This is a genomic window from Pseudarthrobacter sp. S9, assembly GCF_050156545.1.
Lineage (GTDB): Bacteria > Actinomycetota > Actinomycetes > Actinomycetales > Micrococcaceae > Arthrobacter.
Map to the genome: position 1 here is coordinate 1510869 of NZ_CP189576.1, position 14791 is coordinate 1525659.

The following is a 14791-nucleotide window of genomic DNA, read 5'->3' on the forward strand; positions in this document are numbered from 1 at the left end:
GCCAAAACTGGGCCAGTCCGGTGGATCCGTAGCGGGCCGTCAGCCCCGGGACCGGATGAGGGCCGCAATCCCGGCAAAGCCCAGCCGCTCGGCATTGGCCAGGGCCGTGCGCCCCTGGGGATCGCGGATGTCCGGGTCCGCGCCGGCCTCCAGGAGCCGCCGCACCACGTCCTGTTGTTTGGGGCCGCCGTTGTTCAGCAGAATGGCTTCCTGCATGGCGGTCCAGCCGAGGTTGTTGACGTGGTTCACCGGAACGCCGGCCGCAAGCAGGATCCGGACGGTGTCCACATGCCCGTGTTCGCTGGCCGGGATGAGCGCCGTGCCGCCGTAGCGGTTGGTGCTCTCCACGTCCGCCCCCGACGCCAGGGTGAGCTGCAGGATCTCATTGAAGCCCTCGGCGCCGGCATAGAGGAACGCTGAATCCTGGATGTCGTCCTTCGCGTTGACGTTGCCGCCGGCCCTGATGAGCTCCGTGACCAGCGGGACATCATTGGCCTTGGCGGCCTTGACGAGCCGTTGATCGAGTTCGGCCTGCGCCTCCGCGGACAGTGCCGCTCGCGTGGACGGTGACGGCTGCGCAGAGGTTGCTGTAGCCGCCGGCGACGCCGCGCCGTGTCCGGGAGTCACCTGGACCATTGGCGGCGATGACTCCAGGCGGAGGGGCTTTTCGATGTCCGGACTGCAAGCAGCCAGGCCCACCATCGCTGCGCTGATCGCCACAGCCTTCCAGACACCAGTCATGCTGGAAGACTACTTGGCTGTTCCGGCGATGGCCTCGGCGCCGGCCGTCGCGCAGGATTCGTCCAGCATGCCGTCCGGGGCGCCACCGACACCGATGCCGGCCACGGAAACGCCGTTGACCTTCAACGGCACGCCGCCGGGCAGGAACAGGGTGCCCGGGAGGTCGGCAATCGACGGTCCGTTGCCGTTGATGCGCTTGGCAAGTTCACTGGTGGGTGCACCGAAGGCCGCCGCGGTGTAGGCCTTCTGTTTGGCAGCCTCGATGGTGTGCTCAGCGGCGTTGTCGCCGCGGAGCAGTGCCTGGACGGTGCCGAAACGGTCCACGAGTGCCACGGTAACGAAAGGGAGCTTGTCAGCCTGACACTTGGCCAGGGCAGCGTTCACGGCCTGGCTTGAGGCGCCTACGGTAATCCGGTTCTGCGACACCACGGTCTCCGGCGCAGGCTGGACGTCGCCGGCGGTGCTTGGCTTGGCGGCCGTGACCGCAACGGGCGCAACGGCATTGGCGGCAACCGTGGCCGCGCCTGTCAGGAGCAACGCTCCGGCCGCGGCGGTGGCATAGATCTTGGTGGATTTCTTCATGGCGCTTCCTCCTGTGAGTCCGTCTGTGCGTACGATTCCATGCTGCCGGCCGCCGAGGAGAAGGACATCGGGTCAACGCCTCGCCGCCCGTCATCCGTTCCGCTCGGGGCATCAGCCAAAAGGCTGAGAGACCAGCAACGGCAGGGCGCCTAGCATTAGGGGAGCGCCGCACACCGGACAGGAACAACATGCCAGCAACGCCGAGCGGGACCGTGGGCAGCCCCGCCGCAGACCGGCCCGCCGCAGACCGGCCCGAGATGGGCCGGATCGACGCCGTCGTGCACTTGAGCTTCGGTGTGCTGATGGTGGCATCCGGTGTGCGGTACGTTCTGCGCCACAGTCCCGCGGACAATCTCTGGACCGTGGCCCTGGCCGGTGCCGTGTGCGTCCTCTACGGCGTGGTGGCGGTTCTGGCCAAGCGGCGCCAGCCCTGGCTGCTGTGGATGTTCGCGCTCGTGGCCGCGTTGGCCGCACTGGTCATCGCGGCACCGAGTTTCGCCTGGTGTTCGTTCGCCCTCTTTTTCCTGTCCCGCGCGGCCTTCCGCGGCTGAGCGGCCTATCTGGCGGGGGGCGTGACAGCCGTGGCCACCGCCGTCGGGGGTGCTGGCCGACTCGGTGCTGGAGTGCGTCGGGACCAAGGAATCCATGGAACAGGCGCTCAACAGCGTCCGCCCGGGAGGTGCCCTTGGTTTTGTCGGTGTCCCGACCGGCGGCGCCGAAGCCCCGCTGCGCTACCTGTTCGACACGAACATCTCCATTGCGGGCGGAATGGCCCCGGCCCGGACCTACATCCCGGAACTGCTGGCCGACGTCCTCGACGGAACCATCAATCCCGGCCGGGTATTTGACGTCGTGATGCCGCTGGAGGAAGCCGCCGAGGCCTACAAGGCCATGGACGAACGGCGCGCTATCAAGGTCCTGCTCACCCCCTAGCCGGACTTTCGATGGCGGCGGAGACTGGCTCTTGTGCAGGCCCTTGCACAGGCCCTTGCACCTCCAAGAACGGGGGTCTAGCGTGAAGCGCATCAGCATCCGCCGCCGTCGAGGAGCGCCGTCATGGCCAGGTTTGTGCAGATCATCGAATTCCAGACCTCCCGCATCGAGGAGATCGAGCAACTCGGCCGCCCGTCGAGGACCGAGGGAACCACCGCCCCGACCTTCCGCCGCATCATGGCCACCGAAGACCGCGACCGCCCCGGAACATATCTCACCATCGTGGAATTCGATTCCTATGACTCGGCCATGGAAAACTCCAACCGGCCCGAGACGTCCGACTTCGCCGCGAAGATGGCCGCCCTGTGCGACGGTCCGCCCGTTTTCCGCAATCTGGACGTCCAGTGGGAGGACACCGGCGAAACCGACGCCGCCGAGTGAGCCGGCACCCGGTCACGGACAAGATGCGCGGACAGGACGTAGGAGCAGGAAATGGGTTCCGCCGGCCGCAGGGCGCCGGACAATCTCGTTGTGGATCTCGGTGAGCTGGGCTCCGCTCCGCTGCCGCTGGTGGGCGGCAAGGCGCTGAACCTCGGCAAACTCACCGCGGCCGGGTTCCCTGTGCCGCACGGCTTCTGCCTGACCACCGTGGCGTATCGGAAGGCGGCCCCGCCGGAGCTGGAGGCGCTGGCGGCCCACCTCGACGGCCCGGGCTCCGGAGCCGCCGGCGACGGCAGCGCCATCGGCGGGGCGGCAGAGGGCGGGGCGGCAGGCAATGGACCTGCGCAGGACGAGCCGACGCTCGGTGAACTGGCGAGGCGCGCGCGAGAAATGATCGTGACCGCGCCGATCCCCGCCGATGTGGATGCCGCCGTCCGCACGGCCTATGCCGCGATGGGCGGCTCGGCCGCCGTCGCGGTCAGGTCATCGGCCACGGCCGAGGACCTGCCGTTCGCCAGCTTCGCCGGACAGCATGATTCCTTCCTCAACATCGTCGGCGCCGACGCCGTGGTCCAGTCCGTCCGCCGCTGCTGGGCCTCGCTCTGGACCGAACGGGCGGTTTCCTACCGCTCCGCCAACGGGATCAGCCATCGCGACGCCGGCCTCGCCGTCGTCGTGCAGGACCTAGTCCACGCCGCCGCCGCCGGCGTGCTGTTCACCGCGAATCCGGTCACCGGAACCCGGACCGAAACGGTCATCGACGCGAGTTCCGGGCCGGGACAGGCCGTTGTTTCCGGCCAGATGAACCCGGACCATTTCGTCGTGGACACGGTCACGGGCCGGATCCTGCTCCGCGCGCCGGGCGGGCATGAACCCGGACGGCGGCCGAGCCTGGCAGACACCCGGATCCGTGATCTCACCACGCTGGGAGACTCCGCCCAGCGGTTGTTCGGCGCACCCCAGGACGTGGAATGGGTGATCGACGCCGGGGGCAAGATCTGGCTGACCCAGTCACGGCCGATCACCACGCTCTATCCGCTGCCGGACCCGGCCGCCGCGGAGCCCCTGGGCCTGGAATCCGGGCCCGCCGCCGGAACCCGCGTATACCTGTGCGGCACCCTGCTCCAGGGGCTGACCCGTCCCATCACCCCGATGGGGCTTTCCGCGCTAAGCCTGATGAGGAACCGCAGTGGGCCGTGGCAGTACGTGAACCCGGGGCTGCGCATGTATGTGGACCTGACGGCCATGGTGCGCAACAAGCACGGGCGCCGTTATCTGTTGCGAATGCTCCCGCTGGCGGACGGAAGATCAGGAGCAGTGTTTCCGGCGCTGCTGGACGACCCGAGGTTTGGCATCCTCAAGCGCCCGGGTCGGCAAACGCACCGGCAAAGAGGCTTCAAGGCCGCGGCGACGCTCCCCGTGCGGAGCACGGACAGCGGGCGCACGGACAGACGGAGCGCGGGTGCATGGAGCACGGAGGCAACGGCAAGCGTGGCCCTGATTGTCCGGCTGATTCCGTCCTTGGCCCGGACCGCGCTGCGGCCGGCAGCGGAATTGCGGCGGACACGGGAGTATGGAACACGCCTTGAGGCGGAACTGGCCCTGCCCGAACCAGCCAGCGTCTTCAGCCGGCTCGATCACGCCCAGCGCATCCTGGACCGGACCGTCGACGGGCTGATCCTGGCCACCCTGGCGGGCCCTTCCATCGGCTACCTCATGCTGGCCGCGGCCCGCAGGCTTCTGCGCGGGATCGCTGAGCCGCGGGAACTGGAAGCAGTGCTGCGCGGGCTGCCCCACAACGTGACCACCGAGATGGATCTGGAGCTGTGGCAGCTGGCCGTTACGGTAGGCGCGAATTCCGCCTCCCGCGAAGTGTTCCTGGCGAAGCGCCCCGCGGAGCTGGCCGCCAGCTATGCTGCCGGCACGCTGCCCGCGGTGGCGCAGGCGGGCCTGCGCGGGTTCCTGGCCCGCTATGGCCACCGCGCCGTGGCGGAGATCGATCTCGGCATGCCGCGGTGGTCGGAGATGCCGGACCATATTCTCGGCATGATCTCGAACTACCTGCGCGTGTTGGACCCAGAGCAGGCCCCGGACCGGCAGTTCGCCCGCGCAGCGGAGCACGCGGAGGACAGAATCCGCAGCCTCGTGGACCGGACCCGGGCCAGGAGCCGCGTGCGGGCACGGCTGGTGGAGCTGTGCCTGCGCCGGGCACGGCAATTGTCGGGACTGCGCGAACTGCCGAAGTTCTACATCGTGCTCGCGCTCGCCGAGATGCGCCGGCAGCTCGCCGCGGTCGGAGCGGAGCTGGCGCGCTCCGGCTCCATCGCGGCCGCGGACGACGTCTTCTTCCTCGAAATGGACGAGGTCCGCGTGGGCCTGCGCGGCGCCGAACTCAAGCGCATCGTCACCAATCGCCGCCGGCTCTATGGCGTGGAGTTGCGCCGGCGCCGGATTCCGCGGCTCCTGCTCTCGGACGGCACGGACGTCGAGGCCGCGATGATGGCCGAGTCCCCGGCGTCGGGCGCCCTGGCCGGGACGCCGGCGTCGGCCGGGACCGCCACCGGAACGGTAAGAGTCATCCTGGACCCGGTGGGCGCCCACCTCGAGCCCGGCGAAATTCTGGTGGCGCCCTCCACCGATCCCGGCTGGACCCCGCTCTTCATGACCGCTGGCGCGCTGGTCATGGAGATGGGCGGCGTCATCTCGCACGGCGCCGTGGTGGCACGGGAGTACGGCATCCCTGCCGTGGTTGGCGTGCCGGACGCCACCACCCGGCTGCGCACGGGCCAGACTGTCACGGTGGACGGGGCGGCCGGAACGGTGCGGCAGTTGACGTTATGATCGCGTTCCCAGCCCCGGCGCGCCGGAGCTGTGCAAGGGAAAACCACCCAGGATGTCGGCACGGTGACCCGACTCTGGGCGCCGCCTGCGCCGAAATCCCCCCGTTGGCCTCTTGCACCGTGGCCCGCCGACCCGTACGTTGGGGGACAGCGGACGAATGTCTCCGCAGCCGTTGGCCTCATGGCCGCCGGAGATCAGCAGCATTTCAGAAGGATATGGCATGGCTACAGGCACAGTTAAATGGTTCAACGCCGAAAAGGGTTTTGGCTTCATTGCCCCGGATGACGGGTCAGCCGACGTTTTCGCCCACTACTCGGCAATCTCCAGCAGCGGCTACCGCTCGCTTGACGAGAACCAGAAGGTCGAGTTCGACGTCACGCAGGGGCCGAAGGGTCCGCAGGCTGAGAACATCCGCCCGCTCTAAGTACTCAGGAAAAGCCCCGGCCAGCCGGCCGGGACACTTTCCCCGAAGACCACAACGCCCCTCCGGAGGATTCCTCCGGAGGGGCGTTTGTGTTTCCGCTGTGTTTTTCCAGCCAGCGGCAGCGCTCAGCCGACGTGGACCCAGGGACGTCTGGTGACGTCGGGTTCGGCTTCGCGCAGCACTTCGCGGGTGACCGGCGCGATCTCGCCTTCGCCCAGGAACAGGAAGCGCAGCAGATTCACGACCGGGTTGCCTTCGGTCCAGCGGAAGTAGATGTGCGGCATCAGGCCGGTCACGTCGCGGATATGCAGCAGCACCGAGGCGATCGTGTTGGGAACCACGGGGCCGTGGACCTCCAGGATCTGGTACCCGTGCCGGATCACGCCGCGGACCTCCAGCTCCGTCTCAAAGTCCGAGGAATCGTCCACCACCACTTCGAGGAACAGCGCCCGGTAGTCTAGCGGCAGGTGGCTGACCTCGATGGCGGACGTCAGTTTCTGCCGGTAGGCCTCCGCGCTCATCCGGAGGGGCTCGTGGGCGATGATCGCAATGGGGCCGTCCAGCTCATCCGACATGAACTCCAGTGCCTGCCGGTCCATATGGACGTGGGTGGCATGCAGTTCGAAGGAGCGCCGGACCCGTGAGAGGAGCGAAATCACGATAATCCCCACGATGAAGATCGACGCGATCCGGATGCCTTCCGGCCGTTCGAAGATGTTGGCGACCGTCGTATAGATGAACACCACGGCGATGACGCCGAAGCCCACGGCGCGTTTGCGCTGCTGCCGGTGCCGGGCGGAGAGCGTCACGGCCACGGCGGCCGAGGTCATCAGCACCAGCACGCCGGTGGCGTACGCGCCGCCCTGGGCGTCGACGTCGGCGTTGAACAGCCAGGTGATCAGGAACCCGACCAGCATGAACACGAGCACCAGCGGACGGACGGCCCGGGCCCATCCGGGGGCCATGCCGTAGCGGGGCAGGTAGCGAGGCACGAGGTTGAGCAGCCCGGCCATGGCGGAGGCGCCGGCGAACCAGAGGATGGCGATGGTGCTGATGTCATAGACGGTGCCGAAGCCGACGCCGAGGTATTCGTGGGCCAGGAACGCCAGGGCGCGGCCGTTGGCCTGACCGCCGGGCTGGAATTCCTGCGCGGGAATGAGCACCACGGTGGTGAAGCTGGTGACGATCAGGAAGCTGCTCATGATGACGGCGGCGGTGGTCAGGAGCCTGCGGGTTCCCCGGATGCGGCCCGCCGGATTGGCCTCCGTGTCCGTGGCATCGCCGCGGATCTGAGGCATCACGGCCACCCCGGTTTCGAATCCGGACAGGCCCAGGGCGAGCTTCGGGAAGACCAGCAGCGCCAGGCCGACCACCATCAGGGGGTTGCCGTGGGATGTGGACAGGGCCTGCCACCAGTCCCCCACGGCCACCGGATGATTGACCACCTCGACGACCGAGGACGCGACCACCACGACGTTCAGCCCCAGGTACAGCGCCACCAGGGTGACCGCGACGCCGATGGCTTCCTTGAACCCGCGCAGGAAGACGGCGCCCAGGAGCGCCAGCAGGAAGAGTGTGACGGGCACATTCTGTCCCTGCAGCCAGCCTGGTGTTATCGGGTTCTGGACCAGGTGGGCGGTGGCGTCCGCGGCGGACAGCGTCATGGTGATCATGAAGTCCGTCGCGGCGAAGCCGAGCAGGACCAGGACGAAGAGCTTGCCGCCCCAGCGCGGCATCAGCCGCTCCAGCATGGCGATGGACCCCTCGCCGCGGTGGCTCTCGCCTGCCACCCTGCGGTACACGGGCAGTGCGCCGAGCAGCGTGACCACCACGAGGACGAGGGTCGCCAGCGGGGAGATCACCCCGGCGGCCAGCGCGGCGATCGCGGGCTGGTAGCCCAGGGTGGAGAAGTAGTCGACGCCGGTCAGGCACATCACCTGCCACCATGAGTGTTTCTTCTCATGGGCGGTGGGCACCCCGCCGGGGCCCTGGTGGGCGCCCTTGCTGTCCTGCAGCCCGAACAGCAGCCAGTTCCTCAGGGAACTTCTGCGTCGAGGCTGCGCCGCCGATGGATCGGCCGGCGGCCTGCTCAGCGTGGTCATGTCTTCCTGTCCTCACGACGCGACGCGCCGCACTGCTCTTTCTTGCGAACCTAACAGTGACAGGGAGGCTTGCCGCGCGCCCAGCCGGGATCTTGATGAATCCTTGACGCCGCCCGGCCCTCGTGAACAGTCGGCGGAATGGAAGAATGACAGCATGGCACGTGGAACGTTGCGTATCTTCCTGGGGTCAGCACCGGGCGTCGGCAAGACCTACGCCATGCTCCGGGAAGGACACCGCCTCGGCAGCACCGGCGAAGACGTGGTGGTCGCCTTCGCCCGTAACCGCGGCCGCCGCGACACCCGTGAGCTCATGACGGGACTCGAACTCATCCCGGCCCGGCGCGTGGCGCTCCGCGGCCTGCACGTTGAAGAGCTCGACCTGGACGCCGTGCTGCGCCGCTCCCCGGCCACGGCGCTCGTGGACGAGTACGCGCACTCCAATGTCCCGGGCAGCAGGAACCCCCACCGCTGGGAGGACATCGACGAGCTGCTGGACGCCGGGATCAACGTCCTGTCCACCGCGGACATCCAGAATCTCGCATCCCTCGGTGACGTCGTCGGCGCCATCACCCAGATCCGGCCGGCAGAGACCGTGCCTGACGAGATCGTCCGCCGGGCAGACGAGATCCAGCTGGTGGACATCTCGCCGGAACTCCTGCGCCAGCGGCTCGCGGACGGCAAAATTCTCCCGGCCGACCGGATCGACGCGGCGCTCTCGAACTACTTCCGCCCGGGCAATCTCGCCGCCCTGCGCGAGCTGGCCCTGCTGTGGCTCGCGGACCGGGTGGATGAAGGCCTGGCCAAGTACCGGGAGCGGAACGGGATCGAGGCCAGCTGGCCGGCCCGCGAGCGCATCGTTGTCGGTCTGACGGGCGGCCCGGAAGGAGAGGCCCTGATCCGCCGCGGCGCGAGGATCCTCAACCGGGTCAATGGCGGCGACCTGCTGGCGGTGCACGTGCGCGCGACCGACGGGGCGGCCGGTGAATCCCCGCAGGCCCTCGAAGCGCAGCGCCAGCTGGTCCAGGACCTCGGCGGGAGCTACCACATTGTGGCCGGCGAAGATCCGGCGGACGCCCTGCTGGACTTCGCCCGCAGCGTCAACGCCACCCAGATCGTCGTCGGGATCTCACGCCAGAACCGGTTTGCCGGTTTACTGAAGGGCCTCCGCGGCGGCAGCGTCGGCGCCCGGGTGGTCCGCGACTCCGGCGACATCGACGTCCACATGGTGTCCCATCCGCTCGACGGCAGAGGCACCGGCATGCCGCGGCAACGGGACCTGGGCCGGGTCCGGGTCACGGTCGGCTTCATCCTGGCAGGATTCCTTCCGGCGCTCCTCCAGCTGCTGCTCGCGGTGAATCCGGACAAAAACCTGGCCACGACCATGCTGGTCCAGCTCACCGGCTCGGTCGCGGTGGCCCTCGTCGGCGGCTTGTGGCCGGCGATCGCCGCGGCGCTGTGGAGCAGCCTGCTGGTCAACTACTTCTCCACCCCGCCGGTGGGCGACCTGGCCATCAGTGATTCGCAGAACGTGCTCGCCATCCTGGTCTTTGTAGGGGTATCCGCCGCCGTCGCGAGCGTCGTGGACCTTTCGGCCCGGCGCTCCAAGGAGGCCGCACGGGCCCGCGCCGAAGCCGCGACCCTGGCCGACCTCGCACGCGGCGCGGCCGGCTCGGAGGACACCGTCCTGGGCCTGCTTGAGCAGGCCCTGGACGTCTTCCAGGTGCGGAGCGCCGCACTGTACAGTCTTCCCGGCGACGACGGCGGCACGGGCTCCGGCGCGGAAGCCGGCCCTCCCGACGTCGGCCCTCTCAACGGCGGCAGTGGCTCCCGCGCCGGCTGGCGGCTCATCGCCGGCGTCGGCGAGATTCCCTCGGCCGACGCCGGTTCCCGCGACGACCCCGGCGCGGCGGGCAGCCCCGGCGAAAACGTGGAGCGGATCGATGCCACTACCTGCTTGGTCCTCTCCGGCCGCGTACTGCCGGCCAGCGACAGGAGGCTGCTCGGTGCCTTCGGCGTGCACCTGGTGGCCCAGCTGGAACGCCAGCAGCTGCTGGCCAGCCGCAACGAAGTCCTGCGGCTGGCTGAAAGCAACACCATGCGCACCTCGATCCTCCGCGCCGTCTCGCACGATCTCCGCACTCCCCTGGCCGGGATCAAACTCGCGGTGGGGGGCCTCCGGCAGGAGGGGGTCCGCTACACCCGTGAGGAGGAGCAGGAGCTGCTGGCGACCATCGAGGAGTGCTCCGACCGGCTGGATGTGCTCGTGGGGAACCTGCTGGACATGTCCCGGATCACGTCCGACTCCATCAAGCCGCTGCTGCGGCCCGTACGCTGGTACGAGGTCATTCCGCGCGGCCTGCTGGGGATCGCCCCGGACAGGGTGCGGGTGGAACTGCCAGCCAACATGCCCGAGGTTGATGCGGACCCGGGGATGCTGGAGCGCGTCATCGCGAACATCGTGGAGAACGCCGTCAAGTACGCCCCGGGGTCGGATATCGTCCTGGCCGGTTCCGCCGGCGGGCTGAACCGTGCAACCACGGCCGGGCGTCCGGCCGGCGAGCTGCGGATCATCGACCACGGCAAGGGCGTTCCGCCGGACCGGGTCCTCGAGATGTTCCGCCCCTTCCAGCGCCTCGACGACGCGGCCCAGGCCACCGGCGTCGGGCTTGGCCTGGCGGTGGCCAAGGGCTTCACGGAGGCGATGGGCGGCAGGCTGACGGCTGAGGCGACGCCGGGCGGCGGCCTGACCATGGTGATCAGCCTCCCGCTGTCCGCCGGTGTTCCCTTCGACGTGCAGCCGGACCAGGCCCCGCTGGAACCGCAATCGGTCATTGTCGGGCGCCATCACTTGCCGCCGCTCCTGGCCTCCGGGCCCCTCTCGTCCGGGCCCCTCTCCTCCGGGCAGGGCCCGACATGACCGCGGTCCTGGTGGTTGATGACGACCCCTACCTGCTGCGGGCCCTCCGGATCACGCTGCAGGCGCACGGGTACGACGTCGCCACTGCCGCGGACGGCCGGTCGGCACTGCTCAAGGCCTCGCAGGGCCCGCCGGCTCTCGTGGTCCTGGACCTCGGCCTCCCCGATCTGGACGGGACCACCGTCATCCGGGAGCTCCGCAGCTGGAGCCGGGTCCCCGTCCTGGTGCTGTCTGCCCGCCACGGCTCCGAGGACAAGGTCCAGGCCCTCGACGCCGGCGCCGATGACTACATCACGAAACCGTTCGGGCTGGACGAGCTCCTGGCCCGCCTGCGCGCCCTCCTGCGCCGCAGCATCGGCCCGGAGCAAGCACCGGTGATCACCACCGATGCCTTCACTGTGGATCTGGGCAAGCGCCGGGTCCTCCGCGACGGCCAGGATGTCCGGCTCACGCCCACCGAGTGGAACATGCTCGAAGTGCTGGTCCGGAACCCCGAAAAACTCATCACCCAGCAGCAGCTGCTCTCCGAGGTGTGGGGACCGGCATACGCCAAGGAAACCAATTACCTCCGCGTCTACATGGCCCAGCTCCGGCGCAAACTGGAGCCGGACACCGCCAACCCGCGCCACCTGCTCACCGAGCCGGGCATCGGCTACCGCTTCCTGCCCTGACCGTTTTCCATGCTGCGGCCAGCCATGGATACTTGGGCAATGACAACACGCAAGGCTCTCAACTCGGAGAATGCAGATTTGCTGCCGCTGCCGGAGATGCCGGCGCAAATGCGGGCTTTACTCAACGGGATCCCGGCCATGGTGGGTTATTGGGATACGGACCTCCGCAACCGTCTCGCCAACGATTCCTACTGCGAATGGTTCGGTGTCACACCGGAGAAATTGCAGTGCATGCACATTAAGGAGCTGCTCAGCGAAACGGACTTCGAGGCGAACCGGCCCTACATCGCCAAGGTGCTCACCGGGGAGCCGCAGCTGTTGGACCGCACTCTCGTTGACGCCTCCGGAAAGACGCGCTACACCGAGGTGTCCTACATGCCCGACGCACGGGACGGTGAAGTTCATGGATTCTTCGTGCTGGTCACCGACATCACGGACAGAGTGCTGTCCGATAAGCGCAGGCAACGCGACATGGACCGGTACCGGGCCCTGGCCCGCAGCGTCCCCGGCGTCTTTGTGCTCCTCTTCGATTCCCAGCTGCGATATCTGATTGCCGAGGGCCAAGAGCTGGAGACGTTCGGCTACCGCACGGAAGAGCTGGAGGGCCTGCTCATCCATGAGGTGTTGAAAGGCGGCCTGGCCAGCGAACTGGAGCCGCGCTACCGTGCCGCCCTGGCCGGCCGGGAGGTGTCCTGGAGCCGGCAGATCGGCCACCGCACCTACCGGCTGACGGCCGGCCCTGTCTTCTCGGATGACGAAGCCACTGCCGGCATGGTGGTGGCGGTGGACATTACCGAACGGCTCCAGCAGGAACAGACCTGGGCGGCACTGCATGAGATAGCAACGGCCGTCGCCCGCAACGCGGCCCCCGCGGACATCTCCGAACAGGTCGCCTTCATTGTGCGCTCGCTTTTCGGCGTCGATTCGGCGGCCGTGGTCCGTTTCACGGGCGCGTCCTCGGCGGAAATCGTGGCGATGGCGCCGGCGCTTCCGCCGACCCTGAGCCGCAAGCACATATTTTCTCCCACCGACGCGTCCGCCACAGTCCGCGTTGCTGTGACGGGCAAGCCTGCCCTGGTGGTCTACGGCCCGGAAGGCGGCCCGGCGGCCGAGCAGATGCTGGCCGGGGGCTTCCAGGCAGCAGCAGCGGCTCCCATCCGGGTGCACGGCAGCCTATGGGGAGTTGTGTCGTTGACGTCGAAGTCCAGGACGGGGGTCACGCCGGCCATGCTGGAGCGGTTGGCGCAGTTCGCGGAACTGGTGGAGATCGCGATCGGCAATGCCGAGGCCCGTTCCAGCCTGGAGCTTCAAGCCAGCACGGATTCCCTGAGCGGCCTGCCGAACCGGCGCGCCCTGGAGGCGCATCTCGCCCGGGAGACGTTACTGGCAGAGTCCCGCGGCACGAGCCTCAGCGCCGTGGTTCTCGACATCGACCACTTCAAGAAGGTCAACGACTCCTTCGGCCACCTGACCGGGGACATTGTGCTCGCTGAAGTTGCGGCCCGGCTGCGCCAGGCCGCCCGCCAGGGGGAGGTCATTGCCCGGTTCGGCGGCGAGGAGTTCGTCTGGCTCCTGCCGAGGACTGACAGTGCGGAGGCCCTCAAGGCAGCGGAACGGGCCCGTGCCGCCATCGCGTCGGCACCCTTTGGCGAAGTCGGCTCCATTACGGTCTCAGCCGGGGTCTGCGAGCTGCGCGAGGCTGGTTCGCACAACCTGCTGGCCTGCGCGGACCGTGCGCTGTATGCCGCCAAGCGGGGCGGCCGTAACCGCAGCTTGAGGTACGGAGTGTCCGCAGGGGAAACCGGCGGTCGCTCCGTCGCCCGGGAGGGCCGCAGCGCTTAGACGAACGCCGACTTCCCGGTCACGGCCCGGGCCACGATCAGCGAATTGATCTCGTAGCTGCCCTCGTAGGTGTACAGGATTTCGGCGTCGCCGAAGAGCTTGCCCATCTCGTAGTCGCTGCTGATCCCGTTGCCGCCCATCAGGGAGCGTCCCATCGCCACGGACGCACGGGCCAGCCGGGTGGTGGTGGATTTGGCCATCGCGGCCTGGACCATTTCCAGCTTGCCCTCCTGCTGGATCCGGGCCAGCTGCGCCATGAGTGCCAGCGACGCGGTGGCGTTGCCCAGGATCTCGGCGAGCTGCTGCTGGATGAGCTGGAAGCGGGCCAGCTCCTTGCCGAACTGCTTGCGCTCCAGCGAGTAGGAACGCGCGACGTCGAACGCGGCCAGCTGGATCCCGGCACCTTGCCAGCCCACCCAGGCGCGCGAATCGCGCAGGAGGTCGTTGGCCTTGGAGAAGTCGGTGGCGCCGGGCAGCAGGTTGGACTCCGGGATGCGGACCTCGTCGAGCACGATGTCCGCGTTCTGCATGATCCGCAGCCCGATCTTGTTGGCGATCTTGGTGGCGGTGTAGCCGGGGCGGTCCGTTTCCACGATGAACCCCTTGATCTGCTGGTCGGCAACATCCCGGGCCCAGACCAGGGCGAAGTCCGCGATGGTGCCCGCGCCGATCCAGCGCTTGGCGCCGTTGATCACCCACTCGCCGTCCTCCAGCCGTGCCGAGGTGGCCAGGCCTCCGGCGATGTCCGAGCCGTGGTCCGGCTCCGTCAGGGCGAAGGCTCCCAGCTGGGTGAAGGCGGTGAGTCCGGGCAGCCACCGTGCCTTCTGCTCGTCCGAGCCGAGCTCGTCGATCATGCCGACGATCAGCTCGTTGTGGATGCCCACCAGCGCCGAGAGGGAAACGTCGGCACGTGCCACCTCGACGTACATGAGTCCCTTGAAGAGCTTGGAGGTGCCGTCCGTCTGCAGGCCGCCCAGGCCGTATTTCCCGAGCTCGGCGAGCAGGCCGAAGGGGAATTCCTCGCGGTTCCAGTAGTCGATCGAGGCTGCCCGGACGCGCGACTGGAGGAAGTCGCGGATCACCTGGTAGCGGGCCTGCTCGTCCGGGGGCAGCAGGTCCACGATGTACATCAGATCGGCATCCGGAAACGGCGGCGCCGCCACGGTATCCGGCTCGGTGTCCGTTCCTGTGGTCGCCGTAACGACCGTCTGTCCGCTAGCACGTCCTTCTGGCTGCACGGGCATGTATCCCTTCGTTGTGGGCCCCTCGTCGGGCTGCGCCGGCTCTTCCAAACCCT

Annotated in this window: 11 protein-coding genes and 1 pseudogene; 8 read left to right on the top strand and 4 right to left on the bottom strand. The window is 68.5% G+C overall.

The annotated features are described in order from the left end of the window. Window positions 1-39: 39 nt before the first annotated feature. The gene (locus tag ACQCSY_RS07115) at window positions 40-636 is read right to left on the bottom strand and encodes an ankyrin repeat domain-containing protein (protein ID WP_427135723.1); all 597 of its coding nucleotides are present in this window, start codon (window positions 634-636) and stop codon (window positions 40-42) included. A gap of 114 nt (window positions 637-750) precedes the next feature. Then, complete coding sequence (locus tag ACQCSY_RS07120) at window positions 751-1323, bottom strand: GlcG/HbpS family heme-binding protein (RefSeq protein WP_427134374.1); 573 nt, start codon at window positions 1321-1323, stop codon at window positions 751-753. 188 nt (window positions 1324-1511) lie between these two features. Between ACQCSY_RS07120 and ACQCSY_RS07125 the strand changes: the two genes are divergently transcribed. The 5 genes and pseudogenes from ACQCSY_RS07125 (at window position 1512) to ACQCSY_RS07145 (ending at window position 5962) form a co-directional block, all read left to right on the top strand. After that, entirely contained in the window at window positions 1512-1874 is a 363-nt protein-coding gene (locus ACQCSY_RS07125; RefSeq protein ID WP_427134376.1) for a hypothetical protein, read from the top strand. A 46-nt stretch (window positions 1875-1920) separates the two neighbouring features. Next, window positions 1921-2256, top strand: a pseudogene (locus ACQCSY_RS07130) (zinc-binding dehydrogenase); the annotation flags it as partial. A 123-nt stretch (window positions 2257-2379) separates the two neighbouring features. Continuing rightward, entirely contained in the window at window positions 2380-2697 is a 318-nt protein-coding gene (locus ACQCSY_RS07135) for a hypothetical protein (RefSeq protein ID WP_427134378.1), read from the top strand. A 51-nt stretch (window positions 2698-2748) separates the two neighbouring features. Then, window positions 2749-5538, top strand: a complete 2790-nt coding sequence (locus ACQCSY_RS07140; RefSeq protein ID WP_427134380.1) for a PEP/pyruvate-binding domain-containing protein — start codon at window positions 2749-2751, stop codon at window positions 5536-5538. A gap of 220 nt (window positions 5539-5758) precedes the next feature. After that, window positions 5759-5962, top strand: coding sequence for a cold-shock protein (locus ACQCSY_RS07145; protein WP_069950491.1), 204 nt, complete (start codon window positions 5759-5761; stop codon window positions 5960-5962). A gap of 125 nt (window positions 5963-6087) precedes the next feature. On the opposite strand, the gene ACQCSY_RS07150 is transcribed toward ACQCSY_RS07145, so the two are convergent. Then, window positions 6088-8064, bottom strand: coding sequence for an amino acid transporter (locus ACQCSY_RS07150; RefSeq protein WP_427134382.1), 1977 nt, complete (start codon window positions 8062-8064; stop codon window positions 6088-6090). Between the two features lie 154 nt (window positions 8065-8218). Between ACQCSY_RS07150 and ACQCSY_RS07155 the strand changes: the two genes are divergently transcribed. From ACQCSY_RS07155 to ACQCSY_RS07165, 3 genes are read left to right on the top strand one after another with little or no spacing between them, the layout of a single operon-like run. Continuing rightward, on the top strand, window positions 8219-10981 hold the full coding sequence (locus ACQCSY_RS07155; RefSeq protein WP_427134383.1) for a DUF4118 domain-containing protein: 2763 nt from the start codon (window positions 8219-8221) through the stop codon (window positions 10979-10981). Continuing rightward, window positions 10978-11652, top strand: coding sequence for a response regulator (locus tag ACQCSY_RS07160; RefSeq protein WP_427134385.1), 675 nt, complete (start codon window positions 10978-10980; stop codon window positions 11650-11652). The genes ACQCSY_RS07155 and ACQCSY_RS07160 overlap by 4 nt, the downstream gene beginning before the upstream one ends. 39 nt (window positions 11653-11691) lie before the next feature. After that, window positions 11692-13494 carry a sensor domain-containing diguanylate cyclase gene (locus ACQCSY_RS07165; RefSeq protein ID WP_427134387.1) on the top strand — a complete coding sequence of 601 codons (1803 nt, stop codon included), beginning with the start codon at window positions 11692-11694 and terminating at the stop codon, window positions 13492-13494. Here ACQCSY_RS07165 and ACQCSY_RS07170 read toward each other — a convergent pair. Further along, window positions 13491-14624: an acyl-CoA dehydrogenase family protein gene (locus ACQCSY_RS07170; protein WP_427135725.1), complete on the bottom strand. Its 1134-nt coding sequence runs from the start codon at window positions 14622-14624 to the stop codon at window positions 13491-13493. The two genes, ACQCSY_RS07165 and ACQCSY_RS07170, sit on opposite strands and share 4 nt — an antisense overlap. Window positions 14625-14791 lie beyond the last annotated feature (167 nt).